The sequence below is a fragment of the Flavobacterium sp. DW-iso2 genome (assembly GCF_058725285.1).
On sequence record NZ_JBZXDY010000001.1, the window covers coordinates 83,479 to 108,536 of the forward strand.

Consider the following 25,058-nt stretch of genomic DNA (forward strand, 5'->3'; position numbering starts at 1 on the left):
TCAACTATGAACCCAAAATTATTAGAATTGAAAACAATCAGCAGTACACAAAAACTAATATTGATGCTTATAATGGATTACCCACAGTTCTTAACATTTAACTTAACAGCTGGCGATATAGCGTCAAAACTTGGAACAACAAGGAAGGTAGTCATCGAGTCATTAGGTAAGCTAGCTGATGCTGGGTTTATAAACACTAAAGTAAGTGCACCATTCAGATACACAGAGTTAACCAACGAGTTTAAACAGTTAATAGAAGAAGAAGGATAGAGTTACTATTATGCAAAATTCATGTTTTGTTTTCAATAAGTTGGTTAGCTAAACAAAGCATGTTGAGCGTACTGAAAATTCATTACACTGCCAGCCTAATTGACCATTAAAACCTATATTTGCATTTGATAAAAATTATTATGGTAGGAATTTATTGTAGAATATCTGGAAAGAAAGATGATGATAAAGATACATCGATAGAAACTCAGATAGAAGAAGGTATCAACTTTGCAGATAGTATAAACGAAGAGTACAAAGTTTATAAAGACGTTGGGGTATCTGGAAAAGCGGAAGTTGAAGATAGGGATGATTTTAAAGTATTTATTAAAGATATTCAAAGAGGGAAAATTAAACACATATTTGCTATAAACCAGTCAAGGATTGAAAGAAGTCCTAAAACATGGCAGATTTTTGTTGCTACTGTCTTAAATTCTGGCTCTAAATGGTATCCACAAGGTAAACTATTTGATTTAGACAATACTACAAATAGATTAATGGCTAACATGATGTCAATTATAAATGAATTTCATTCAGATAATACTTCTGATGCCGTTAAAAAAGCATTTAAACAGAACGCCTTAAAAGGAAAAGGTCATGGAGTTAGAGCTTATGGCATTACTTATGACGATGCTGGTTTAATGATTCACGAACCTGAAGAAATAGAAGTTGTAAAAGATATTTTTAAATGGTCATTAGATGGCATGGGAGCTTATAGTATCGCAAAAAAACTAAATGAGATGAAAGTGCCTACCAGATATAGTAAATTAGGTTTTATACCAGTTAGAAAAGAGACTAATACAGGTAAACTGTACTCCAATAAAAGTAATCTATGGTACGGGTCAACAATATCTGGTATTTTAAAAAAAGAGATTTATAGAGGTGTGCATGTATGGAGTGAAGAAAGGGTTAAATTACCTAAATTAGCGATACTAACTGATGAAGAATTTGACAACGTACAAAAGAACTTCAAGAAGAATAAGAGTGAGAGAAGTGGTAAAAAAGCAGTGTATAACTATTTAGTAAATGGACTGATATTCTGTAATAACTGCGGGTCGATGATAAGAGGGGTTAGAAAAATTAAAAGTAGAGATAACTCATATAAGTGCACGGGTAAGGCAGCACCAGTGTTTATATGTAAAAATTCACGTGCTCTTAATATTCCAAGATTTGAGACCTTTATTATTCAGCATTTATTTCTATCTAAGAACCTACAAAAGTTTTTAAATAGTGTAGAAAAAAGTAGTGAGGAAGTAAACATACTTACTCTAAAAAAAAATCAATTAATTAAGAAGGTTACATCACAAAATAAAATGGTAACCAAAGCTTTTAATTTAATGCTTGACCCAGATTTAGATGATGACATAAGACTAAAAGAAAAGTACCGAGAAGATAAAATAAAGTTATCAAGGTTAAAAGATGATTTATTGGTTGTTGAAAATAAACTTCTAGACCAGTTAGACGATAACAGGTTGAGCCGAATTAATAATGTAATTAAGGGCTTTGACCTTGATGCTGGATTTGATACGATTCAAAAGTCAGTACAGAGACTTATTGAAAGGATTGAAGTTACCTATCAACCATTAGAAAACAATGGCGTCTTCCACTTTATAATTAGTTACAAAGGTTTTAATGAAAAATCCATATGGAAATCTAATCAAGAATTGAATGAATATATACTAGTTGGGTATCACAAAGCATCAAAGGAATTAGCTGAGACAATTGGTGATGATATAATAGATTTTCATCAACCAGAAATTTTTACCAAGTATATGAATAGTGACCCAGATAGAAAAGATTTTTTTGAGGCAGTTGTTAGTGATTTAAAATCGAAGCCAGTGGCAACAGCTTTTATTGGTACTACTAATTTAAATTTTGGACAAAGACTTGACACTATCAAACTGGATAAAGATAATTTGATAGTATTTAATTAATGCTACCTTAATTACACGAATTAACATATTAATGCGTTTTGCCGCAGATCCATTCATAGGATCCGATACGTGTTTTTGTGTTCGGTATTGGTGTGGGATTTCAAAAAATGTTTTCTTAAATTCAGAGATGCTTTTTTGAATTGATACTCGTTCTTGATGTTTAGAGAAAACAGCTTCAAGACCGTTGTGGTTTAGATAAATATTCTGCAGACTTTTTATAAAACTGCTAAAATCCTGTCCGTTAAAAGTACGGTGCACAAAAGTCTCTAGTCTTTGTAAATCCTCTTCAGAATGCGACATCACAAAGTCAAAAGGCGCATTACCCATCAAATCAATCATGCGATGAGAATTTTTGATAATCATGGTACGATTCCCCCAGGCAATTGTTGCGCTTAGAAAGCCTGCAATTTCAATATCTTCTTTTCGAGAAAAGAGATGAGGAATTTGCACTGGATCACTTTCTATGAAATCGAGTGTGTTGTATTGAAGTACTTTTTCGTCGAGAAAATCTTTAAGTTCTGATTTATTCATTACGGGAACTGGATAACATGGATTAAAACAGATTTACACAAATTGTTTAAAAATTACTAATGATAGCAAATTAGCTTAGCCCAGATAGAAGTGAAAATCCTTTTTAACTCGTTTTTAGGACGAGGTAAAAAGATTGTAGCGGATAGCTGGAAGTTGCTCCTAATTACTAATTTGGCCATCAACCATGACCAGTTTTCTGTCGGCCATATTAGCTAGTTCCTCATTATGGGTTACAATCACAAAAGTTTGCCCAAATTCATCACGCAATTTAAAAAATAATTGGTGCAGGTTTTCTGCCGATGCAGTATCTAAATTACCAGATGGCTCATCTGCAAATATTATTGCTGGTTTGTTTATCAATGCTCGGGCTACTGCCACGCGTTGTTGTTCTCCTCCTGAAAGCTCATTAGGTTTATGGTTCAACCTGTGTGATAAGCCAAGAAAATCTAATAGCTTTTTGGCTTCAGTTTCCGTCTCTTGTTTGGGTTTGTTAGCAATGAAGGCGGGAATACACACGTTTTCTAATGCTGTAAATTCAGGTAATAATTGATGAAATTGGAAGATAAAACCGAGGTTCAAATTTCTAAATTTGGATAGGCTTTTATCATTCATCGTTAGAGTATCTTCATTATTGATGCGAAGTTCAATTTCCTTTTCTACTGAAGGCTTGTCCAGAGTACCAAGGATTTGCAAAAGAGTTGTTTTACCGGCTCCGGAAGCGCCCACAATCGAAACAATTTCTCCTTTTTTAATATGTAAATCCACTCCTTTTAAAACATGGAGTTGGTCGTAATATTTGTGCAAATTTTTGGCATATATCATAAGAAGCTATTTCTGCAAAGAAACAAAGATTTAAATGAATATTAAATGGCAGGCAAAATAATTTTCATCACACAAACTATAAAATTTAGTTAATTAGAAATAGGGGAGTCTTTTTAATAGCCTAAATTTGATTTATAATGTGTTATTGGGAACAGGTATATTAGAATTAAGCTGATAATAATTGTAATTTCACATCAGTAGAAATAAAAAGGAGGTTGTTTTACCTCAAATTAAAGAAACTAATACAATGAATATACAAGAAGGAATAGAAGTAGCTACGTTTGCAGGAGGTTGTTTTTGGTGTACAGAAGCTGTGTTTTTGGAATTAGAAGGCGTAAATAGCGTTATTTCAGGTTATATTGGCGGAAAGACGATTGATCCAACTTACAAAGAAATATGTGGAGGCGAAACAGGGCATGCAGAAGCAATTGAGATCACTTTTGATCCTGAAAAAATTTCATTTGGAGCACTTTTGGAAATATTTTTTGCTACTCACGATCCTACGACAATAAATCGTCAGGGTAATGATGTAGGAACGCAGTACCGCAGCGAAATCTTTTATCACAACGAGGAGCAGAAAAAGACAGCCGAAGACTATATTGATTTAATGACAACTGAGGATACTTTTGGGAAACGTATTGTTACTAAGATTTCGCCAGCATCAAAATTTTATGAAGCGGAAGAGTATCATCAAAATTATTATAATGATAATAAAAATCAAGGTTATTGTTCATATATCATTACTCCCAAAATAGAAAAGTTAAAGAAAGTTTATAAAGATAAACTTAAAAAGTAATGGAGAAAGAAGTCATTGAGATTAGTGAAAACACTAAAAATAAAAATTTATTTTTAGGCATTTTGTTTGATGCGATAGGAATGCTGTCCTTTACGGTGCCTATGGTTGGTGAGTTTTCGGATGTTATTTGGGCACCAGTAGCGGCTTATTTGATGACGAGAATGTATAAAGGAACGGCAGGAAAAGTAGGGGGAGTAGTAACATTTCTTGAGGAAATATTTCCTTTTACAGATTTCATTCCCTCTTTTACACTAATGTGGGTATACAATTATATTATAAAAAAGGAGAGCGGGAGTTAAGTTTGTTTATTGCTTAAAAAGGAAACCCAATCCCATACTTTTAAGCATTTTCTTTTCAAAAGCCCAAAAGAATTTAAATTGCCCCAAAAGTGATCCGATTAAGCCCAAAAGCAATTGGTATATCGGAAAAATTATAAGTAACCGAATAGGTGTGTACCAAAATCCAAAGTCTTCTTTGATTATTCCCAACCAAAAACAAGCAGGTTTTGACAACCAGGCCGAAGTAGAACCGGTTATCGCAAAGACGATAAATATTATGGTAAGTTGAAAATTGGATTCAATTTTCCAACGCTTTTTTAATTCCTTCATTTTTATTTATAATGATTACAAATATAGTAACATTATCTTGGAGGAACATAACCCCAAAGCTTTTGTTTATAGGTATTTTGAAAATAGACCATATAGTTATAAATTAAATAATTTACTTCATAGCCATAATCAATAGTTGGATCATAGTTAATAGTCATTTCGTAGAGATTTGTATTGTAACGAAATGGTTGTAATACCCTGCTGTTCCATTCACTAATCCATAATCTATTTTTGTTTTCTAAATAGGATTGAGTATGATAATTTCGCGAAAAAGCCCTTGATACTAGCCAGGTACTGAAACCAGGATCAATTATAATTACTTCATATTCCAATGCATCATTGGCAATCCTTACTGTGTCGTTTGCTGTGGGGTTTGAATTTTCTGCTTTCGAAACAACTGGTTTTGAAGTAGTGCAGCCAACTATAATAGCCAACATTATTAATACTATGTATATATTTTTTTTCATGGTCAAAAATTTTGATATATAAAGTTACATATTAATCAGCCAATTATCAATGTGGTATCAAAAAAAATGGATTCATTAAACAATCTTAATGAATCCATTTTAGCCTTATAATTTTAGATGATTAGCTCAACAAGCTAATTATTTGTGATGCTAATTCAGTACCAATTCTGTCTTGTGCTTCTCCAGTTGCAGCTCCAATGTGTGGAGTCAAAGAGATTTTAGAATGCATTAAAATTGCCATTTCTGGTTTTGGTTCGTTTTCAAAAACATCCAATCCAGCAAATAATACTTTTCCGCTGTCTAATGCTTTTACTAATGCCACTTCATCAATAACGCCACCACGAGCACAGTTTACAATACCTACACCATCTTTCATGATCGCTAGTTCTTTGTCTCCAATGATATACCCATCTTGAGCAGGAACGTGTAAAGTAATGAAATCAGCGTCTTTAAATAAAGATTCTAATGGTTGAGAAACGATAGTTGTTGTAATTGATTGCCCATCAAAGAATACTACTTTCACGTCCACTTTATCAATAAAACTATCCGCAGCAATAACTTTCATACCTAATCCAAGAGCCATTTTAGCAGTAGCTTGACCAATTCGACCAATACCTACAATACCAAGAGTTTTACCTCTTAATTCGATTCCGTTAGCATATGCTTTTTTCAAACCATCAAAGTTTGAATCTCCTTCAAGAGGCATTGTTCTGTTAGAATCATGCAAGAAACGTACACCAGAAAATAAATGAGCAAAAACTAATTCAGCCACTGATTCTGATGATGATGCTGGAGTATTTATCACGTGAATCCCTTTGCTTTTAGCATAATCCACATCAATATTATCCATCCCTACGCCACCACGACCAATGATTTTTAATCCAGGACAAGCATCAATAATGTCTTTACGAACCTTAGTTGCACTTCTTACAAGAACTACGTCAACGTTATTTTCGTTTACGAAGTTAGCTACTTGTTCTTGCGCTACTTTTGTAGTAATTACTTCAAATCCACCTTTTTCTAAAGCTAGAATTCCACTTTTTGAAATTCCGTCATTTGCTAATACTTTCATTATTTTATTTCATTTCGAGGAAAGAAAAATTCTTATCCTCCTATTTTATATTATTATTTTTAGGAGCTATTTCCCGCTATTCGTTTCAATCTTTATATTTTTTTAAAGAAAAAAATATAAAGGATTTTCACTGCTATCGGGGCTAGGAATCCCAGTAATGATATTATTTTGTTATACTTTAGTTTCTAATGCTTTCATAACATCTACTAAAACTTGAACGCTTTCTATTGGCAATGCATTATACATAGACGCTCTGTAACCACCTACTGAACGATGTCCCGGAAGTCCAGATATTCCTGCAGCTTTCCACATAGTGTCAAAAGTGTCTGTATGCGCAGCATCATTCAATAAGAAAGTAGCATTCATATTAGAACGATCTTCAACTGCTGCAGCTCCTTTAAACAATGGATTTCTGTCAATTTCAGTATAAAGTAATTCCGCTTTTTCGTTGTTCAATTTCTCAACAGCAGCAACTCCACCTAGTTTTTTTAACCATTGTAAAGTTAATAAGGAAGCATAAACAGGAAAAACAGCTGGAGTATTGTACATGCTCTCTGCTTTAATATGTTTTTCATAATCTAATATACTTGGAATTGTTCTACCTGATTTACCCAGAATTTCTTCTTTTACGATAACCAAAGTTGTTCCTGCGGGACCCATATTTTTTTGAGCTCCAGCGTAGATAATATCAAATTTAGAAAAATCCAATACTCTGGAAAATATATCAGAACTCATATCACATACAATTGGCATGTCTAATGACGGAAACTCTTTCATTTGAGTTCCAAAAATGGTGTTGTTACTTGTACAGTGAAAATAATCTGCATCAGCTGGGACGGTGTATCCTTTTGGAATGTGATTGTAATTTTCTTCTTTTGAAGAGGCAACAACAACTGTTTCTCCAAAGAATTTAGCTTCTTTTATTGCTCCGCTAGCCCATGTTCCTGAGTCAAGATAAGCTGCTTTCCCGTTTTCTTTCATTAAGTTATAAGGAACCATCAAGAACTCTAAGCTTGCACCACCTGCAAGGAAAAGCGCTTTATATCCTTGTCCTTCTAAACCTAGTAATTCAATAGCAAGTGCTCTGGCTTCATCCATAACTGCCACAAAGTCTTTGCTTCGGTGCGAAATTTCCAAAATAGATAAGCCGGAATCATTAAAGTTTAAAATGGCCTGTGCTGATTTCTCAAAAACTTCTTGCGGTAAAATGCATGGTCCTGCGCTGTAGTTGTGTTTTTTCATGGTGTAGTTTATGTCCAAAAAATTAAAAAGCAAATTTCGGGATTAGGAGTTTAAAAAGCGTTAATTATTTCGGAATTATTAAACATATTTAGCCTATGTTGTTAACAAAAACGAAATAGTATCGACGTTATCTGCGTAATTCCATAATTGAGGATGTTGTGTTTGTCCAAAATCAATACTATTCAGGATCAGATTGTCACTTACAATGCATTGAATTTGCTCACTTTCTGATTCTAATCGCGTTTGCAATTCAGTGACGTCTTCGTAGTATTCATAAAACACGCTCGAAATAGGAGAGGCGTGGCTTTTATCTTCTTTTAAAGTTAAAAAACCATTGTCTAACAATTTGAAGTTGCTCATTAAGAAAACAGCCTTGTTGTAATCGTAATTATTGGCATACTTTTCATAATGGATGACGTCCTGATACTCAAAAATAGCTTCAAAAAAGGCGTTAAAAGAATATCCTTTTGGTACAAAAAGTTTAGAAACATTACGACATCCTAAACCAAAATATCGGAAGATATCTTCCCCTAAAGCAATCAGTTGAACTTTAGTTTCTTTTCCACTTAGAACAGCAACCGAGTTCCTGCTTTTTCTAATTATGGATGGTTTATCTTTAAAATAATATTCAAAATAACGGGCTGTATTGTTACTTCCAGTGGCTATTACCGCATCAAAATTTTCTAATTTCCCTTCGACAAAAGTAATTTTATCAGCAAATTTTGGTTCAATCGCTATGATGTATTTTGCTAGAAAAGGAAGCAAGTGCTGGTCGTTAGACGATGTTTTAACCAAAACAGTATTTCCAGAAATTAAAACAGAAAGGAAGTCATGAAAGCCAACTAAAGGAATGTTTCCGGCTAGTATTAAAGCAATATTTTTAGATTTTGTCGTGTCTATAGTATAATCTGATAACCATTGATTCAAATTCTCTTCGGTAAGTGCTGTAGCCCAAGATTGAATTGAAAAATATACGTGTTCTGGGGTATACCAGCCATTATGAGATTGTGATAGTTTTATCAGATCGATAAAGGCATCAAAAAAGGGATCGTTATTTAAAACGTCAGGTTTTTTAATCGTATTATCTTCAGAAAATTGGCTTAAGAATTTCCCTAATTCAACAAAAACACTTTTTTTTGTTTCTAATGTCATAATGTTTGCTTATGAATTGTTTTGATTGTAATTTTGTACAAAAATAAGCTTTAATAAGTCGAAAGGCAAAAGTCTTAAAGTCAAAAGTGACTTAACTTGACTTTTTTTAGCTCAAATAACAAATACTATAGTAAAATGGCAATAATAATAACTGACGAATGTATTAATTGTGGAGCCTGTGAACCAGAGTGCCCAAATACAGCAATATATGAAGGTGCAGATGATTGGAGATATAAAGATGGTACTAAATTAACGGGAAAAATAATTTTACCCGATGGTACTGAGGTAGATTCTGATGATGCACAAACACCAATATCTGATGAAGTATATTATATTGTTCCAGGAAAATGTACAGAATGTAAAGGATTTCATGATGAGCCACAATGTGCCGCTGTATGTCCCGTAGATTGCTGCATTCCTGATGACGATCATGTAGAAACAGAAGACACCTTATTGAGCAGAAAAGCATTCTTGCACAACGAATAAGTTTTTTTGAAAATATAAATTTTAAAAACCTGAATAGCAATATTCAGGTTTTTTTGTTTCTATTTACTTCGTAACCTGCATTTAAACTGATTTTATGGTAGTTTAAGTGGTATTTTCATAATAAATAGGAATTTAAAACTATTTTCATATTATTTGTTTGTTAAATTTTTATTCAATGGTATGAAAAGACTCTTTTTATTATTAATAATTCTCTGTAGTTATAGTGTTTATAGTCAAAATGGTACGTATTCTATTTTGATTAAAGATATAGATACGCAATTGCCTATCGAGAACGCTACTTTAATAATACTAAAAACAGATCAAATTTTATTAAGTAATAAGGACGGTATGGTAGCTTTTCAATTAAGGGGGGCATCTAGTATCGAGATTTCTGAACCAACTTATTACTCTCAAAATATTCGTTGGGCATTGCTTGAACAAAATGATTTTGTGATTTACTTAAAAAGTAAGAGTAATAAATTAGATGAAATTATTTTGTCTAGAGAGAGTCCGCAAAAAACACTTCAGAAAATTGTAGCAAATTCTATTCAAAAATTAACCGTTCCTGCACGGATAAAAGTTTACGTTAGAGAATTTTTTAAACTGAATCATCAGTATGCATATTATAATGACGGGCTAGTGAATTTTCAGTTTTCAAAAAAACAAAAGAAATTAATTACGACTTTGCTAGTAGAGCAGAATAGATCTTATGGTCTAATAGAAGATAATATAGCAGCTGATCTATTGGGCTATAATTTGAATAACTTAATGGAGAATTATTGTACATTTAAGTATTTAGAGCCTATTTTAGAGACAAAAATGGGTAATGAATATGAATTTGTTATTAAGGCACATAAGTCTAATGATAAATTTTACATTATGTCCATTATTCCAATAGATGAATCTAAAGGAATCCTAGATACTTTTGAGATTATTTACGATCCTGTAAAAAAAATAATTAATGAATATACTATCAAAATAGCATTTAAAAGGTTAGAGAATTCAATTGAAAAAGAGAAATTAAATGTTAAAAATATAACTAAATCTTCTGTGCAAGTGAGTTATAGGTTAGATAATCAAGGCTATTATTTGCTGAAAGCAAATGAAGAAATTGCCTATGATTTGACCGTAAAAGATAAATTAAAAAGTGTTGAAGTACGCAATAGTTTTATTACTACTGATTTTAATAAAGAAATCTTTACCTATAAGGAAAATGACGTATTTAAAGAAGAAACACTGTTTAATAAAAACAATAAAATTCTAACTAATTACTGGGATCTATCCGGTTTTATTGCTACAGATGAGGAAAAAGCAATAGTTAATGGTTTAGCATACAAGATGTAATTTTTGTACCCTTTGTAAATCTGATAACAAAAATCCTATTCGCATGGGCGAATAGGATTTTTGTTGTTTTTTGACTTGACCAATAAAATACACTTATCGCTATTTTGCAATATAATAAGTAGTGATAGTCACCGTATCAGTAGTTTCGTCATAATTTTCCAGAACTAGATTTCCATCTGTAGTAAAATAACCATAAGATGTTTTATCTTTTGCTTTGTAGATATAATTATTATTTGACGTTTTTCTTAAAACAGCCGATTTTTCACCATTGGGATTTAACATGATGTAGCCACTTTTATCACTTGTAACTTGGTATTTCACTCCATCTAATTCATAATAGGCAGATCTGTCAATGGCAATTATTTTGGTTACTCCGTTTTCGGTAATTTTTGTCGTAGCAGTTACTTCTACTGGGCTTTCTTTTATATCTTTATTTAAAACGTTGGAATCAGCATCTTTTAGTCGAATCATTTGGACTTCTTCTATTTCCTTGGTTTGAATTACTTTTTTATCCCCATCAGAATCTTTTACGGTTGTGATATTAGTTTTAACTTCTGACTTTACATTTTTTTTCTGAGCTTGAATATTTATAGAAAATAAAAAAGCAGCCATTCCTAGCATTATAATTTTCATGATATTTAATTTTAATGATTTGTATTTTACAAATTTAGAAGTATCTCACTTTAAAACTGTTACATAATTTCTGTAAAAGATTGTATTATTTACGTTCTCTTTTTTGCTACAATGACATAAGTATCATACGCATAGGTTTTTCTATCTATCGTTTTTATGATTTGAAAACCATTCAAATACAAGAATAGCTGCATTTCATTTAAGGTAAAGACACGAACGGTCGAAAAATCAGTGGCAATCAATTCTTTTTCCTGATTTTGAATGATATAATATTTTGCGGTCCAATCTAACATGAAATTTTCAAGTAAAGTGGTTTCCCAAGTACTTTCTCTTAAATAGTCAGTTCCTTCGTGTTCTGCTTTATGAATGATAAGCTGGTTTTCATTTGCATAGGGGATAAATCTATTGGCATCTATGAAATCAAAAATGATAATGCCATCGTCGGTAATGTTATTATGAAGCGAATTGAAGGTTTCATTAACATCTTCGTTAGAAGTAAGGTAACTAGTGGAACGACCTGTTATAATAATGGAGTCTACCTTTTTTTCTAAATTAAAGTCCCGCATATCACCTAGAATAAAACGACAATTTTTTGTTCTTTCTTTGGCAATAGCGATCATGCTTCTGCTATAGTCTAAACCAATATAATCTTGATGGTTTTCTTGGAATCGTTTGGCCAAATTCCCTGTACCACTTCCTATTTCAAGTACAGTTTTGCATTTGTATTCATGAATTAGTTGATTGTAGAATTTATATTCTTCATCATAGTCAACAAATGTTTGATACATGGCATCATATATAGTAGCCATTTTTCCATCGTATAGGGTAGCCATGTTCTGTTAATTTGAGTGATTTACTAATAAGGGTTTTGTTGTCGAAATGGGTTAACTACTGTAGTTCAGTTTAATAAAATATAAATTTAGGAAAAATTATGATATAAAAAAAGGGCTATCCACTGGATAGCCCTTTTCAAAATTATTCGATTATAGAATTAGAATTTATAGTTCAATGATAAGTTGAACATAGTTCCTAATTGACTGAAATGATATCCATCATATGTCATTTGAGAATAACGTTGGTTGAAAGTAATCAAATTAGATTGATTTTGTACTTGTAAAGGATCGCTTAAGAGAGTAGTACCAGCCGCGTTTTCAGCTTTGAATTCCCATTCTGGTAATACGTTCAATAAGTTATTTATATTTAATGATAAAGTTAATTTTTCAGTTGCTGAGAAACTAACTCCTAAATCTGTAACAACTTTAGGAATAAACTCAGTTCTTAAGTCTGAACTTAGTCCAGCTTGGTTAAATGTCGTTTTTCCAAAATAAGTGTTGTTAAGAGAAAAAGCAAATTTACCAAGATCATAGTTTGCCCCTAAAATCCATTTTGTAACTGGTCTTGAAGTAAACATTAAAGATTCAAGCGTTTGACCGAAGTTATCGCTTTTTACCGGAGAAATTCTTTCATTTTGAAAAGTGATGTTTCCTGATAAATTAAAACCTAATGTACCTTCACCTATTAAAATATTATTGTAATTGGCAACTACATCTAATCCAGAAGTTCTAGAATCGAATGAGTTTTCAAACCAAGCTACGTTACCATAAGGAGTAGATTTAATATCACCCAAAATAATTCTGTCTTCTACTTTGATGTTGTAATAATCCAAAGTAAAATTAAAATTTCTGGATGGTTTAGCACCAATTCCAATAGTTACGTTAGTTGATTTTTCAGCATCTAATTTCGGAACACCAATTAAGCGTGCTTGAGGAGATACGTTATTGATAATACCACTTACTTGGATCCCTTCTCCTGCAACAAAAGAATATTGCGATTTCTGAGTGTAGATTTGATGTAAAGTAGGTGCTCTAAATCCAGTAGATAAAGATCCTCTTAAAGTAATTTTATCTTCAGCAAATTTATATCTAGAGCTTATTTTCCAAACTGTTGCAGCTCCAAAATCAGAATAATCTTCATAACGAACCGTACCGTTAATCAAGAAATCTTCTGTTACATCATAGGCAAGATCAAAATAACCTCCTAAGTTATAACGGTTCCATTTTCCTGAGTTTTCTGGTCTATTTCCTGCAAAAGAATCGGCTCCAGATCCATCCCAAGATGCTTTGTCGCCTTCAATTACTTCGAAAGTTTCTGATCTAATTTCAGAACCAAAACCGATACTAATTTTATCTGATAAAATTTTAGAGATATCTAAGTTACCTACAACATGATTGAAAGAAGTTCCTCCTGGGTTAAATGAAATAGGACTATTTTCTCTGTATACATTTTCACCATTTAGATCTTGAATATCTGATGGATTGTGTGAGTTATCTACATTATACCTTTGAGTATTACCTCCCACAGTAACGCTGGCGTCAGTATTCCAACCGTTTTGAACAGCTTTGTAACCTAAAGTAGCATTATAGTCGTTTAAATCACCTGTGAATGTTGGTACGTATCCTTGGTAAGATGCAGCCGTTCCGTCTCCAAAGAAATCCTTTAAATAAGGAAGACTTGATAATTGTTTCCAATATGTGGTTCTGTAATTAGCAAACGAATTTACTTTTTTGTAAACATAAGCTGCGTTATAATACATTAAAGTGTTTTCTGATAAATCAAAACCACCGTTTACTAAGAATTTAGCTGCAGCAGTTTCTGGAGAACCGTTAATATTACCTGCATCTGGCTTCTTAGCAAGAAAATCGTTTATTTGTATTATTCCAGCAGCATTATCTGCTCGGATAGATGCTGGATTTGCTCCATTAACCCACTTGTCAGGGTCATTAGGGTCTGTATAAATAAAATCGGCGTATTCTCCGCCAGAAAGCGGTTCATTGTCTGGTCCAAGATTTTTTGTTCCTCCATCAACTGTACCGGGTCTGTTTGCCTGACTTACTTTAGAAAAATCTAAAGTGTAGTTTATATATCCTTTGTCTCCAACAGTTGCTCCGTTGTTTAAGCTTACGCCTAACATTTCACCGTCACCTTCAGAAGTTAGTCCACTTCTTAGTGTAACTGATCCACCGTTAGTACTCTTTTTTAAGATGATATTCATTACTCCAGCAATAGCATCAGAACCGTATTGTGCAGATGCACCATCGCGAAGAATCTCTACTCTTTCGATAGCGTCAGTAGGTATAGCTGAGATATCAGCACCTGTTTCACCGCGTCCTGGAGACGTTTGAACATAAAGTAAAGAACTTAAGTTTTTACGTTTACCATTAATAAGGATTAACGTTCTACTTGGTCCCATGTTTCTAATTTCATAAGGATCTAATAAAGAAGTCGCATCATTTACCGGTGTTTGTACCGTGTTAAAAGATGGAATCTTGTATTGTAAAGCTTTGTCAAATGATGCTTGTCCAGTTGAAGCTAAGTCTTTAGCAGAAATTACATCAATAGGAAGAGCTGTCGTGGTATTGCTCCTTTGAGCAGTTCTTGTCCCTGTAACAACAATTTCATTTAAGGCTTGACCACCTTCTTCTGATAAAACAACATCAACTTTAGAGTTTGATGTTCCTCTTTCTACTTTGTTAAATCCAATGTAACTAAAAACAATTGTGGCGCCTTCCTGTACTTTTATTTTGTAAGCCCCGTCCATATCAGTAGATACTCCATTGGTGGTTCCTTTTTCAATGATGTTAACTCCAGGAAGCGCTGCTCCTGAACCATCTTTTACTACTCCAGAAATTTCTTTTTGTGCAAAAAGAAAACTGACATTTAGCAGTAAAAATAATAATGTGATTTTTTTCATAATTTAGTTAATTTGGTTTTTGGTTTAGTTTAATTTCTGCTGCAAGATAAATTTTTTTTTTAACAAAACATTGGCTTAAATCCCGTTTTTTTATAAAATGTTACCATAAGAGTGTTAATCTATTGTTTTTTCTTACGAAGCATTTATTAAATATTATATTTGCAAAATTTTAAAGTAAATAGTATAACTTATAGCGATGAAATGCTATATGTAAACATAAATATCATGAAAGCAGGAATTGTAGGATTACCAAATGTTGGAAAATCAACCTTATTTAATTGTTTATCAAATGCAAAAGCACAAAGTGCAAACTTTCCTTTTTGTACTATCGAACCAAATATAGGAGTTGTAAATGTACCCGATTCTAGAATGGAAAAACTAGAAGAATTAGTTAAGCCAGAACGCGTACAAATGGCAACTGTAGATATCGTAGATATTGCCGGTTTGGTAAAAGGAGCAAGTAAAGGAGAAGGTTTAGGAAATCAATTTCTAGGTAATATTAGAGAATGTAATGCTATCATTCATGTACTTCGTTGTTTTGATAATGACAACATCGTTCACGTTGACGGAAATGTGAATCCTATTCGTGACAAAGAAACTATTGATATTGAGTTGCAGTTGAAAGATCTTGAAAACGTTGAAAAACGTTTAGAGAAAGTAAATCGTGCAGCTAAAACAGGTAATAAAGAAGCGCAAACAGAAAAAGCCCTTTTAGACCGTATCAGAGAAACATTGCTTCAAGCTAAATCAGCAAGAATCGTAGTTCCTCAAAATCATGATGAAGAAGTTTTAATGGAAGCATTTCAATTGATTACAGCAAAACCAGTTTTGTATGTATGTAATGTAGATGAGAATTCAGCGGTTAGCGGAAATAAATATGTAGATCAGGTTCGCGAATTAGTAAAAGATGAAGATGCCGAGGTTATAATTCTTTCTGTTGGAGCTGAGGCTGATATTACCGAATTAGAAAGTTACGAAGAGCGTCAAGTTTTTCTAGAAGATATGGGCTTAATGGAGCCAGGTGCTTCCGTTTTAATTAGAGCTGCTTATAAATTATTGAAACAACAAACTTATTTTACCGCAGGTGTAAAAGAAGTTAGAGCATGGACAATAGATGTTGGGTCAACTGCACCGCAAGCTGCTGGAGTGATTCATACTGATTTCGAAAAAGGATTTATCCGTGCCGAGGTAATTTCATATGAAGACTTCGTTCATTATGGTTCAGAAGCTAAATGTAAAGAAGCAGGAAAATTCAAAGTAGAAGGAAAAGAATATGTAGTTAAAGATGGTGATGTAATGCATTTCCGTTTTAACGTATAGGAACAAAATTGAATAAAGAAAATAGATAAACTGTTGAAGAAATTCAGCAGTTTTTTTATGCCTACTGAATACTTTCTTAAGTACCTATTTCCAGCTTTCTGTTACAAGATTTTTCCAGACCTCCTTTTTTCTAAGACCATAAAGGAGCTTCCTTTGGTCGCTCTTTTTGCTCAAGAAAAAAACAAATCGGTCTAGAAAAATGCTTTCCACTTCAATCTGGGGTAAATAAAAAAACAGTATCATTTTTGATAAATTTTGAAAATGTTTCAAGATTTAAAATTCATAGTTGATTATTCAATCTTATTTTATTTGCTTTTTTTTTTAGTATTTTTAAGGAAATAACACAATTATGAAAATTATAGCCTTTGGCGCAAGCCCCAGTAAAAATTCTATCAATAAAAAATTGGCAACCTATGCTGCCAGTTTATTTGAAAATGGTGAAGTAGAAGTGCTTGATTTAAATGCGTACCAGATGCCGATATTTACTGTAGATATTGAAGAATATATAGGGAAGCATCCTTTAGCGCAGCAATTTTTAGATAAAATAGCTGGTGCAGATATTTTAGTAGTTTCGATGGCAGAAAATAATGGAAATTATTCGGCCGCTTTTAAAAATATTTTTGACTGGTGTTCACGTATTTCGGGGAAAGTTTTCCAAGAAAAGCCAATGCTTCTTATGTCAACCTCAGACGGAAAGAAAGGAGCAGCAAATGTTTTGGGTATTGCTAAAAATGCATTCCCATATTATGGCGGCAATGTAAAAGCTTCGTTCTCATTGCCTAGTTTTTATAGCAATTTTGATGTTGAAAAAGGGGAGATTTCTAATCCTGAATTAGATAATCAATTGAAGGCGATTGTTAGTAGTTTTCAATTCTAAAATCAAGAATCGTTAATCTTAAGTCTAAAATCATTTTGTCAAAAACATTCTTAATAACTTTGAGGGCTTACTCTATTAAAATATATTGAGATACCCTATATTAGCACAAAATCCACAAAATTTAAAATGTCAGATCAAAATCAGTATACCGAAGATAATATTCGATCGCTCGACTGGAAAGAGCACATCCGTATGCGTCCTGGGATGTATATTGGGAAATTAGGAGATGGATCTTCGCCTGATGACGGGATTTACATTCTTCTAAAAGAGGTACTAGACAATTGTATCGATGAATTCGTTATGGGTGCTGGCAAAACTATCGAGGTGACGATTAAGGATAAAACGGTTACCGTTAGGGATTATGGTCGTGGAATTCCTCTTGGGAAAGTGATTGACGTGGTTTCTAAAATGAACACGGGGGGTAAATACGATTCTTTAGCTTTTAAGAAATCAGTTGGTTTGAATGGCGTAGGAACAAAGGCAGTAAATGCATTATCGCATTATTTTCGTGTGGAATCCGTTCGCGATGAGAAACAAAAAGCCGCCGAATTTTCAGCAGGTAATTTGATGTTGGAAGAAGATGTTATTGATACCACAAAGAGAAAGGGAACCAAGGTAACTTTTATTCCAGACGAAGCCATTTTCAAAAATTACAAATACCGCTATGAGTATGTAATCAAGATGTTGAAGAATTATTGTTACCTAAATAATGGATTGACAATACTCTTTAACGGAGAAAAATATTTTTCTGAAAATGGTCTAAAAGACTTATTGGAAGAAACAATTCATGCCGATGATTTAGAATATCCTATTATTCACTTGAAAGGAGAGGATATCGAAATCGCATTAACACACAGTAAGACACAATATAGCGAAGAATACCATTCGTTTGTAAACGGACAGAATACCACACAAGGAGGAACGCATCTTGCCGCTTATCGTGAAGCGATTGTAAAAACCATTCGTGAGTTTTACAATAAAAGTTTTGAAGCTTCAGATGTGCGAAAATCGATTGTGAGTGCGGTTAGTATCAAAGTGATGGAGCCGGTATTTGAGTCACAGACTAAAACAAAGTTGGGTTCTACTGATATGGGATCAGAGCCAGGAATGCCATCTGTACGAACTTTTGTAAATGATTTTGTTAAAACTAAATTAGACAATTACTTACATAAAAATACGGCGACTGCCGATGCTTTATTACGCAAAATTCTTCAAGCAGAACGAGAAAGAAAAGAATTATCGGGCATTCGAAAATTAGCAAAAGACAGAGCTAAAAAATCGAATTTACACAACAAAAAATTAAGAGATTGTCGTGCACATCTTACTGATACAAAAAACCCGAGGAATCTAGAAAGCACGCTTTTTATTACTGAGGGAGATTCGGCATCAGGTTCCATTACTAAATCTCGTGATGTGAATACACAGGCTGTTTTTAGTTTGCGTGGAAAGCCTTTAAATTCCTACGGCATGAGCAAAAAAATTGTTTATGAAAATGAGGAATTTAATTTATTACAGGCTGCCTTAGATATTGAAGATGACATGGAAAACCTACGTTACAATAATATTGTGATCGCTACGGATGCCGATGTTGATGGAATGCACATTCGGTTGTTGTTGATTACTTTTTTTCTGCAATTTTTTCCTGAGTTGATAAAAGATGGGCATTTATATATTTTGCAAACACCACTTTTTAGGGTGCGAAACAAGAAAGAAACTATTTATTGCTATTCTGATGAAGAGCGAAAAGTAGCCATTGAAAAACTGAAACCTAAACCAGAAATCACCCGATTTAAAGGTTTGGGAGAGATATCACCAGATGAGTTTAAAAATTTTATTGGAGATACGATTCGCCTTGACCCAGTGATGATGGATAAAAATACCTCGATAGAACAATTGTTATCGTTCTATATGGGGAAAAATACGCCAGACCGACAAGAATTTATCATCAAGAACTTGAAAGTGGAGTTGGACGTGATTGAAGCGGTATAAAAAATAATATTAAATTGATAAGAACATTTCTTATACAATTCAAAGAAAATAGATGGACGAAGAAGAAAATTTAAATCCAGAAGAGCAACAAGAAGCGCAAAAATCTGAAGGACATTTTTATAACAATAATGAAGACGGTGCGGACACCATTACCAAAGTTACAGGAATGTACAAGGACTGGTTTTTGGACTATGCTTCTTATGTAATTCTGGAACGTGCTGTTCCTGCAATTGAAGATGGTTTTAAACCAGTGCAACGTAGAATCATGCACTCGCTTAAAGAGTTAGACGATGGTCGTTATAATAAGGTAGCTAACGTAGTAGGGCACACTATGCAGTATCACCCACACGGAGATGCGAGTATTGGTGACGCTATGGTACAAATAGGTCAAAAAGAATTGTTGATTGACTGCCAAGGAAACTGGGGGAATATCCTTACCGGAGACAGTGCGGCAGCTTCTCGTTACATTGAAGCCCGTTTGTCTAAATTTGCTTTGGAAGTTATTTATAGTCCAAAAATCACGGATTGGGGAATGTCTTATGATGGTAGACGAGCAGAGCCTAACAACCTTCCTGTTAAGTTTCCATTGCTTTTGGCACAAGGTGCTGAAGGGATTGCGGTAGGACTTTCGACCAAAGTATTGCCACATAATTTCAACGAGTTAATAGATGCTTCGGTGAAAATATTGAAGGGGAAACCGTTTACGATTTATCCAGATTTTATGACCCAGGGTATCGCAGATATCTCGAACTATAATAATGGATTGCGAGGTGGTCGTGTGCGTGTGCGTGCAAAAATTGCGCAACTGGACAAAAACACCCTTGTGATTACCCAAATTCCGTTTTCGACCAATACGACTACTTTGATTGACAGTATTTTGAAAGCCAATGATAAGGGGAAAATCAAAATCAAAAAAATTGAAGACAATACCGCTGCCGATGTCGAAATTCTAATTCATCTTTTTCCGGGAGTTTCTCCAGATAAAACAATAGATGCGTTATTTGCTTTCACTGCCTGCGAAACATCCGTAGCGCCACTAGGTTGTGTGATTGAAGACAATAAGCCTTTGTTTATTGGTGTTTCTGACATGTTGAAAATTTCGACCAATAGAACGGTTGGTTTGTTGAAGAGTGAACTCGAAATTCAATTAAGTGAATTGGAAGAGCAATGGCATTTCTTGTCTTTGGAACGTATATTTATCGAAAACAAAATCTACCGTGACATTGAGGAAAAAACCACAAGAGAAGACGTTTTACAAGCAGTTGATGATGGGCTGAAACCACATGTTAAACATTTAAAACGCGCTATTACTGAAGAAGATATTCTCCGATTATTAGATATCCGAATCATGCGTATCTCTAAATTTGATAGCAATAAGGCACAAGATAAAATTGAAGCACTTGAAGGAAATATAGAGCAAGTAAAACACGATTTAGAGCATTTGATTGATTTTGCAATTGCTTATTTTATCAAGCTAAAAGAGAAGTACGGAAAAGGGCGCGAACGCCAAACCGAACTTCGTGTTTTTGATGATATCGAAGCCACAAAAGTGGTTTTAAGAAACACTAAATTATACGTTAATAGAGAAGAAGGATTTGTAGGAACGAGTTTGAAAAAAGACGAGTACGTTACAGATTGTTCAGACATTGATGATGTAATTGTTTTTCTTCGGGACGGAAGTATGATGGTGACTAAAGTGGATGCCAAAACCTTTGTGGGTAAAGATATTATTCATATCGCCATCTTCGACAAAGGGGATAAGCGTACCATTTATAACGTGATTTATCGTGATGGTAAATCGGGTCCGTCTTATATAAAGAGATTTAATGTTTCTGGCGTAACCAGAGACAAACTATATGATTTGACAAATGGAACTAAGGGATCACAAATTTTGTATTTCACCTGCAATCCAAATGGAGAAGCTGAAGTGATTACGGTTCTCTTGCGTCAGATAGGAAGTATCAAGAAATTGAAATTTGATATTGATTTTGCTAGTATGGCTATTAAAGGACGCAGTTCGAAAGGGAATTTGGCCTCTAAACATCCAATTAAGAAGATTGAAATTAAAGAAAAAGGAATATCGACTTTACTGCCAAGAAAAGTTTGGTATGACGATACTGTTCAGCGATTAAATGTGGATGGACGAGGAGAGTTGCTTGGAGAATTTAGGCCAAGTGATAAAATATTGATTATCCAACATTCAGGAAAATTAAAAGTGATTACGCCAGAATTGTCTACTCATTTTGATTCGGATATGGTAGTGTTAGAAAAATGGGTTCCTAAAAAACCAATTTCGGCCATTTATTATGATGGAGAAAAAGAACGTTATTACATCAAACGCTTTTTGGTTGAAACCGAAAATAAAGAAGAGTTGATTATTACGGAGCATCCAAATTCACAATTGGAAATTGTATCAACGGATTACCGTCCAGTAGTTGAGTTGGTTTTTCCAAAGATAAAAGGGGTTCAAAAAGAATCGATGACAGTCGATATTGAAGACTTTATTGCGGTAAAAGGATTTAAGGCACTGGGAAATCAATTAACGACAGATAAGATCAAACAAGTGAATATGTTAGACCCATTACCTTATGAAGTTCCTGAAGAAATTGTTCCTGAGCGCCGAATCACAAACGACGACGGTACTGATGTTCAACTCGACGATGACGGACAAGTGATATTATTTTAATTATTAGAACATAAAAAAAAGCTCCGGAAGGAGCTTTTTTTATGTTCTAATAGTATTTAACTACTTCTTTTTAGTGACTTTCATATTGATCACTTCTACCATCAAAGAGAAAGAGATCGCAAAATACAAATATCCTTTTGGCACCGGTGTTACATGACTGCCTAAAATAAGCGCATTTGATAAGTGAGCACTTTCTGTAAGCAACATAAAGCCAATAAGAATTAAAAAAGATAACCCCAGAATTTGTATCGAAGGATGTTTATTGACAAAATTACCAACAGGAACAGCAAACTGCATCATGATAAGAACTGAAATTACAACTGCTGTTATCATGATGTATATAGCACCTTCTACACCATTAGTCATACCGACTGCGGTAAGAATACTGTCAAAAGAGAAAACCAAGTCAATCATAATGATTTGCAAAAGCACATTTTGAAATGATTTTGTGGCGGCTTTACCTAATTCCTTTTCTTCGAGTCCTTTTTCATCCACTTTTTCTCTGATTTCACTGGTACTCTTATAAATAAGGAATAAACCACCAAGTAGGAGGATGATACTTTGGCCAGATACTTGTGCACTAAACCAATCAAAATCAATGGAAAACCAAGGTTTTTTCATTGCGATTAAGTGAGATATCCCTAAAAGAAGTAAGATCCTCATGAACATAGCAAGAAACATCCCTATTTTAGTTGCTTTTTTGCGACTTTCCGGAGGTAATTTGCCCGTGGCAATGGAAATGAAAATGATGTTGTCTATTCCTAGAACAATTTCCAGAAATGTTAATGTTAATAGGGCGATCCAAGCATCAGGATTTAAAAATACTTCCATTTTGTTTTATTATGATTTAGTGATTGTAATAGACTCAAGTCCTCGTTTTTAGTCGGATAATTTTGTTACGGTTCCTTTTTGTTTTCCAGGGACTCCTACCATTCCAAATTCAAAGGTATATGTATTTCCTGATGTTGTCAAAATTTTCATGTCTATTGACTTTTCCTCTGCCATGTTTTTTGGATGTAATTTTTTCAAGATATACTCGCAATCGTTAATCCATCGTATCGATGCCGTATCTATTTTTCCATTGTAAGTTTCAATTTCCAGGCTGTCGTTACGTTCAAAAACAGTTGTTTTTTTAACCCCATTAACTTCATATTCAAAACTGAATTTACCGGTTTTAAAATCTTTGCAATTGCGTTCTACATTATAACAGGAAATTAATAATAGAAGTAGGGGAAGTAATAGTAATTTTTTCATTTTTAGTATTGGATTTTAATATCATATTTATCGAGAAGTCCAGGAATTCCTTGTGTGGAGAATCTGGCTTTTTTCATAGGATTGAATTCTGGGTCAATTTTATAATTGTAAGCTGTCAGGAAATTAACCTCCTTTAATTGGGTATCGTTAAAAATGGCGTTGTCTAAATTACAATTTTCAAAAACCGAATTAGAAAGCGTGCTTCCTATGAAACTAACTTCTTTCATCGAACAGTTATTGAATTTTGTCTTTGGCATTTTTTTATTGGCAAACGAAGAGTAATCCAAAACACAATCTTGAAAACTCACTGTAAATAAGAAATCATTACAGCTTTGAAACTGAATGCCCAATAATTTACAATTGGTAAAATGAACCGTTTTTAAACTGGTTCCCATTAAACTAGTCATCGAAAGATTGCAATCGATAAACTCGCAATCCATAAAGGTATTGTTTGAGAAATCACTGTTAGAGAAATCACAATTTTTAAAGACGCAATCTTCAAATTCCCGATTGCTGACTTTTTTGTCAATAAAAACGATTTTTTCAAATGTTTTTTGAATGTGAATCAAGTCTTCCATTAGTCGTTAAATAAAGCTTTCATAATAGTATTTAGTCCTTTAAACATTAAATACATTGCTCCCAGGCAGGCGGCAATACCAATGGCTAGAACGAGATAATGCCAAATATTTTGCTTGTTGATGAATGCATTGTAAATAACAGATGGGCCTATAAACAACAGAGGCAAAGCGCCGGTTAGGTATTTAATTCCTTTGGATAAAAGTTCTTTATTGGTTGCCATTAATTTTAGTTTAAAAGATTTGATTTAACAGCAAAGAGTGCTAAGTTTTTGCAAAGCACACGACGCTATAATTTCAGTATTTATTTATTATAGAATTCAACAGCTTTCCTGACACTTCCGTGTTCTTGTAATAACGTAGCTGCTTCTTCATAAGGAACTGGAATTTCTCCCATAATCATTTTTACGCCGCGATCAACGAGTTTGGTGTTGCTTAGTTGCATATCGACCATTTTGTTGCCTTTTACTTTCCCGAGTTGGATCATAGTAGCGGTCGAAATCATGTTTAACACTAATTTTTGTGCTGTTCCGGCTTTCATCCTTGAGCTGCCGGTTACAAATTCCGGGCCTACTACAACGTCAATAGGGAATTGTGCTGTTTTAGAGAGCGGACTTCCTGCATTACAAGAAATACTTCCCGTGATAATATTGTTTTTCTTACACGCTTCTAAACCGCCGATGACGTAGGGCGTTGTTCCTGATGCGGCGATACCTATTACGACATCATTCTCAGTTATATTTTGTTCTTGTAAATCGCTCCATGCTTGAGTTGCATTGTCTTCGGCATTTTCTACAGCTCTACGAATCGCCATATCACCACCGGCAATGATTCCGTTTACCAAGTCAAAAGGCACACCAAAAGTAGGAGGACATTCTGATGCATCCACAATCCCTAATCGTCCAGAAGTTCCAGCACCAATGTAGAACAATCTTCCACCCAATTTCATTTTAATAACAATTTGAGTGACTAAAGTTTCAATTTGGGGAAGTGCTTTTTCAACAGCATAAGGAACGGTTTTATCCTCTTGATTGATGTTAACAAGCAGTTCTTGTACGGACATTTTTTCCAGATGTTCGTATTTTGAGGATTCTTCGGTGGTTTTTATGAAGGTCATTTTTTGTATAATTGGACAACGCCAAAATTAATCTTTTTTATCGCAATCTCGAAATTTTCTATTCTTAGTTTTAGCTTTTTCACTGTCGATTTTCTTTAAATTTGATATAAATTGATTTACTTTTTTTAGTTTTTA

The 25,058-nt window shown here is 33.6% G+C and carries 24 protein-coding genes and 1 pseudogene; 10 read left to right on the top strand and 15 right to left on the bottom strand.

The annotated features are described in order from the left end of the window. The first annotated feature begins 6 nt into the window (after positions 1-6). Positions 7-270 carry a winged helix-turn-helix domain-containing protein gene (locus tag AC4PRO_RS00360; protein WP_492115871.1) on the top strand — a complete coding sequence of 88 codons (264 nt, stop codon included), beginning with the start codon at positions 7-9 and terminating at the stop codon, positions 268-270. Between the two features lie 140 nt (positions 271-410). Beyond that, positions 411-2,201: a recombinase family protein gene (locus tag AC4PRO_RS00365; RefSeq protein ID WP_492115872.1), complete on the top strand. Its 1,791-nt coding sequence runs from the start codon at positions 411-413 to the stop codon at positions 2,199-2,201. A gap of 15 nt (positions 2,202-2,216) precedes the next feature. Here AC4PRO_RS00365 and AC4PRO_RS00370 read toward each other — a convergent pair. Continuing rightward, positions 2,217-2,732 (bottom strand): annotated as a pseudogene (locus AC4PRO_RS00370) (DUF2400 domain-containing protein); the annotation flags it as partial. A gap of 159 nt (positions 2,733-2,891) precedes the next feature. After that, complete coding sequence (locus AC4PRO_RS00375) at positions 2,892-3,554, bottom strand: ABC transporter ATP-binding protein (protein ID WP_074723172.1); 663 nt, start codon at positions 3,552-3,554, stop codon at positions 2,892-2,894. 247 nt (positions 3,555-3,801) lie between these two features. On the opposite strand from AC4PRO_RS00375, the gene msrA reads away from it, so the two are divergent. Then, the gene (gene msrA, locus AC4PRO_RS00380; RefSeq protein WP_074723171.1) at positions 3,802-4,350 is read left to right on the top strand and encodes a peptide-methionine (S)-S-oxide reductase MsrA; all 549 of its coding nucleotides are present in this window, start codon (positions 3,802-3,804) and stop codon (positions 4,348-4,350) included. Continuing rightward, positions 4,350-4,649 carry a hypothetical protein gene (locus AC4PRO_RS00385; protein WP_074723170.1) on the top strand — a complete coding sequence of 100 codons (300 nt, stop codon included), beginning with the start codon at positions 4,350-4,352 and terminating at the stop codon, positions 4,647-4,649. The genes msrA and AC4PRO_RS00385 overlap by 1 nt, the downstream gene beginning before the upstream one ends. 6 nt (positions 4,650-4,655) lie before the next feature. On the opposite strand, the gene AC4PRO_RS00390 is transcribed toward AC4PRO_RS00385, so the two are convergent. The 5 genes from AC4PRO_RS00390 to AC4PRO_RS00410 form a co-directional block, all read right to left on the bottom strand. After that, a complete protein-coding gene (locus AC4PRO_RS00390; protein WP_492115873.1) occupies positions 4,656-4,958 on the bottom strand; it encodes a DUF6787 family protein in 303 nt (100 codons plus the stop codon). 32 nt (positions 4,959-4,990) lie between these two features. Beyond that, complete coding sequence (locus tag AC4PRO_RS00395) at positions 4,991-5,425, bottom strand: DUF6146 family protein (protein ID WP_492115874.1); 435 nt, start codon at positions 5,423-5,425, stop codon at positions 4,991-4,993. 121 nt (positions 5,426-5,546) lie between these two features. Then, positions 5,547-6,497, bottom strand: coding sequence for a D-2-hydroxyacid dehydrogenase (locus tag AC4PRO_RS00400; RefSeq protein WP_074723167.1), 951 nt, complete (start codon positions 6,495-6,497; stop codon positions 5,547-5,549). 171 nt (positions 6,498-6,668) lie between these two features. After that, entirely contained in the window at positions 6,669-7,739 is a 1,071-nt protein-coding gene (gene serC / locus AC4PRO_RS00405) for a 3-phosphoserine/phosphohydroxythreonine transaminase (protein WP_492115875.1), read from the bottom strand. A gap of 93 nt (positions 7,740-7,832) precedes the next feature. After that, positions 7,833-8,891 (bottom strand): acyl-CoA reductase, encoded by a 1,059-nt coding sequence (locus AC4PRO_RS00410; protein WP_492115876.1) that lies wholly within the window; start codon positions 8,889-8,891, stop codon positions 7,833-7,835. Positions 8,892-9,026: 135 nt separating this feature from the next. Between AC4PRO_RS00410 and AC4PRO_RS00415 the strand changes: the two genes are divergently transcribed. Beyond that, entirely contained in the window at positions 9,027-9,377 is a 351-nt protein-coding gene (locus tag AC4PRO_RS00415) for a 4Fe-4S dicluster domain-containing protein (protein ID WP_074723164.1), read from the top strand. A 180-nt stretch (positions 9,378-9,557) separates the two neighbouring features. Continuing rightward, complete coding sequence (locus AC4PRO_RS00420) at positions 9,558-10,721, top strand: hypothetical protein (protein ID WP_492115877.1); 1,164 nt, start codon at positions 9,558-9,560, stop codon at positions 10,719-10,721. Between the two features lie 99 nt (positions 10,722-10,820). Here the strand turns inward: AC4PRO_RS00420 and AC4PRO_RS00425 are convergent, their stop codons facing one another. From AC4PRO_RS00425 to AC4PRO_RS00435, 3 genes are all read right to left on the bottom strand, one after another. Continuing rightward, a complete protein-coding gene (locus AC4PRO_RS00425; protein ID WP_492115878.1) occupies positions 10,821-11,354 on the bottom strand; it encodes a hypothetical protein in 534 nt (177 codons plus the stop codon). A gap of 89 nt (positions 11,355-11,443) precedes the next feature. Further along, positions 11,444-12,187 (bottom strand): class I SAM-dependent DNA methyltransferase, encoded by a 744-nt coding sequence (locus AC4PRO_RS00430; protein WP_492115879.1) that lies wholly within the window; start codon positions 12,185-12,187, stop codon positions 11,444-11,446. A gap of 158 nt (positions 12,188-12,345) precedes the next feature. Further along, complete coding sequence (locus tag AC4PRO_RS00435) at positions 12,346-15,105, bottom strand: TonB-dependent receptor (protein WP_492115880.1); 2,760 nt, start codon at positions 15,103-15,105, stop codon at positions 12,346-12,348. A gap of 225 nt (positions 15,106-15,330) precedes the next feature. Between AC4PRO_RS00435 and ychF the strand changes: the two genes are divergently transcribed. The 4 genes from ychF to AC4PRO_RS00455 all read left to right on the top strand — a co-directional run bounded on the left by ychF (position 15,331) and on the right by AC4PRO_RS00455 (position 21,977). Beyond that, complete coding sequence (gene ychF / locus AC4PRO_RS00440) at positions 15,331-16,425, top strand: redox-regulated ATPase YchF (RefSeq protein ID WP_074723224.1); 1,095 nt, start codon at positions 15,331-15,333, stop codon at positions 16,423-16,425. Positions 16,426-16,774: 349 nt separating this feature from the next. Further along, positions 16,775-17,302 (top strand): NADPH-dependent FMN reductase, encoded by a 528-nt coding sequence (locus AC4PRO_RS00445; protein ID WP_492115881.1) that lies wholly within the window; start codon positions 16,775-16,777, stop codon positions 17,300-17,302. 126 nt (positions 17,303-17,428) lie between these two features. Then, positions 17,429-19,291, top strand: a complete 1,863-nt coding sequence (locus AC4PRO_RS00450) for a DNA topoisomerase IV subunit B (RefSeq protein ID WP_492115882.1) — start codon at positions 17,429-17,431, stop codon at positions 19,289-19,291. Positions 19,292-19,343: 52 nt separating this feature from the next. Next, positions 19,344-21,977 (top strand): DNA gyrase/topoisomerase IV subunit A, encoded by a 2,634-nt coding sequence (locus AC4PRO_RS00455; protein WP_492115883.1) that lies wholly within the window; start codon positions 19,344-19,346, stop codon positions 21,975-21,977. A gap of 60 nt (positions 21,978-22,037) precedes the next feature. Here the strand turns inward: AC4PRO_RS00455 and AC4PRO_RS00460 are convergent, their stop codons facing one another. From AC4PRO_RS00460 to murQ, 5 genes are all read right to left on the bottom strand, one after another. Continuing rightward, the gene (locus AC4PRO_RS00460) at positions 22,038-22,808 is read right to left on the bottom strand and encodes a TerC family protein (protein WP_492115884.1); all 771 of its coding nucleotides are present in this window, start codon (positions 22,806-22,808) and stop codon (positions 22,038-22,040) included. Positions 22,809-22,856: 48 nt separating this feature from the next. Next, positions 22,857-23,231, bottom strand: a complete 375-nt coding sequence (locus AC4PRO_RS00465; RefSeq protein ID WP_074723155.1) for a DNA topoisomerase IV — start codon at positions 23,229-23,231, stop codon at positions 22,857-22,859. A gap of 2 nt (positions 23,232-23,233) precedes the next feature. Next, the gene (locus tag AC4PRO_RS00470; protein WP_492115885.1) at positions 23,234-23,809 is read right to left on the bottom strand and encodes a pentapeptide repeat-containing protein; all 576 of its coding nucleotides are present in this window, start codon (positions 23,807-23,809) and stop codon (positions 23,234-23,236) included. Beyond that, positions 23,809-24,030, bottom strand: coding sequence for a DUF6095 family protein (locus AC4PRO_RS00475; protein ID WP_492115886.1), 222 nt, complete (start codon positions 24,028-24,030; stop codon positions 23,809-23,811). The genes AC4PRO_RS00470 and AC4PRO_RS00475 overlap by 1 nt, the downstream gene beginning before the upstream one ends. 80 nt (positions 24,031-24,110) lie before the next feature. Beyond that, positions 24,111-24,923: an N-acetylmuramic acid 6-phosphate etherase gene (murQ, locus tag AC4PRO_RS00480; protein WP_492115887.1), complete on the bottom strand. Its 813-nt coding sequence runs from the start codon at positions 24,921-24,923 to the stop codon at positions 24,111-24,113. Positions 24,924-25,058: the final 135 nt, after the last annotated feature.